This is a genomic window from Endozoicomonas sp. ONNA2, assembly GCF_024606365.1.
Lineage (GTDB): Bacteria > Pseudomonadota > Gammaproteobacteria > Pseudomonadales > Endozoicomonadaceae > Endozoicomonas.
Genome location: NZ_JAHHPO010000655.1, coordinates 1 through 1,573, shown reverse-complemented (window position 1 = coordinate 1,573; position 1,573 = coordinate 1). Strand labels below are relative to the sequence as shown.

Sequence of the window (1,573 nt, the reverse complement as noted above, 5' to 3'; positions counted from 1 at the left end):
AAGCTGGAACCACTTGTGCTTTTGCGGGCAGCGGGTGGCGGGAAGCGGGCGGCGGTTTTTTCCCGGACTGAATAAAATGATGAAGTTATTCCGGGACAATTCCTAAGGGCGAATCAATCCGGGAGGCGGTGCAAAATAAACCAGCGGCTTGCCATCAAAAGAAAAGTCAGCAATAGCGGACGATGACATCTTATAAGGAGATCCAGTCAGCCGGAACTCGGCGCTATCAGAGGGAACCTGATAACTCATGACAAAGGCTCTGCTTTGACAGGACCGTGTGCCAGAGGCCGATAGAAAGGAATGGCTCGCAGGATAATATCCCCTTCAATAGTGCGAGTGTGATTGGTGCCGGTATCAATCCACCAGGTCGGCTCGGTTGCAGGCAAGGTGCCGCCTATTTCCACCCGGTAAACGTAACCATTGGCAACGCTGGGATGAATTAAGTCACCTTGAACCACTGAAGCAGTGGGGGTAAAAGGCACGCCATATTCATCCAATGCCAGCACAAAGGTATCCCCGCCTTCAGTGAGCACTTCAAGGGTATAACTGCCATTTTCAGCGTCACTGGTTGTATTGCCGGTCACTGCCCATGAACCATCGGGCTTGTGCTCAATGGCCACCAGTTGCCTTGCTGCGGGTTGGGCCATATTGTCCAGCACTCGCTCCACCTTGCCGGTTATAGTGGCCGGTTCCCCGGTTGGCCCACCGCCACCTCCGCTGCTGCTAATTGAAAGCTCATAGACAACCACGTTATCGGGCGTGACGGGCTCACTGGCCAGCGCCCGGCCTTCTTTAAAAATCAGCAGATTTAAGGTTTTGGTGCTGTACTTTTCCGGGATTAATTGAATGTGAACATTGCCGTTTTTTACATGCTGACCGCAGATGTATTGTAGTTTTCCTACAGCAAGGGCAAACACGATCCCTTCATAAGGCACGCCATCAACGGTTAATTTTCCGGCAATCTGATTAGCATAGGCAGGGGGCTTTTCCGAGAACAAATGCCATGAAGCCGTAAACATTACCAGTCCCCTGACGTTTGAATGTAATAAGACATGGGAATACCGTTATATCGATCACTATTCTGCTTTGTTCCCCTGTATTCAATGCCATCTATATTTAGAGGCTTCAGCATGTGCGCCTTACTACTCTCATCATTGTGCTGAAGCATTGGAAAAATATTGTAAAGTCCCCGCAAACGATAAGCGTAAACTTGATTAATTATCAGGAACCAAGGGACACGCAGCTGTGCAGCCTGCTCAAAAGAAGCGATGTTTTTTCCAGCACCAGAAGCATTAGGATTATTGTCAGGCAAAATGCTAGTCAAAAAATGAAAGCAATCATCTTCAGACCATTCCTCGCCGGGCACCTGTGTTACTGGTCGAATTGTCTTGTTTGTTATGACCGCATCTGAAAAGCCATCAAAAAAAGCGGGTCTACTGACATAACTTGTCACCGTTCCCATAGTGCCTGAATACATGGTATCTGTAATTAAAGCATGACCGATGTGTGTTGCTGCCCTTCACCACCCCGATTGATATTTTCCTGAAATCTGATGTCAAAGGACTGATCAGAT

General features: G+C 48.4%; 2 protein-coding genes. Both read right to left on the bottom strand.

Annotated elements, in window-relative coordinates; genetic code table 11:
- Positions 1-245 precede the first annotated feature (245 nt).
- Positions 246-1,019, bottom strand: coding sequence for a hypothetical protein (locus KDK14_RS11515; RefSeq protein WP_257265265.1), 774 nt, complete (start codon positions 1,017-1,019; stop codon positions 246-248).
- Entirely contained in the window at positions 1,019-1,462 is a 444-nt protein-coding gene (locus tag KDK14_RS11510) for a hypothetical protein (protein WP_257265264.1), read from the bottom strand. Before KDK14_RS11510 ends, KDK14_RS11515 begins: the two co-directional genes overlap by 1 nt.
- Positions 1,463-1,573: the final 111 nt, after the last annotated feature.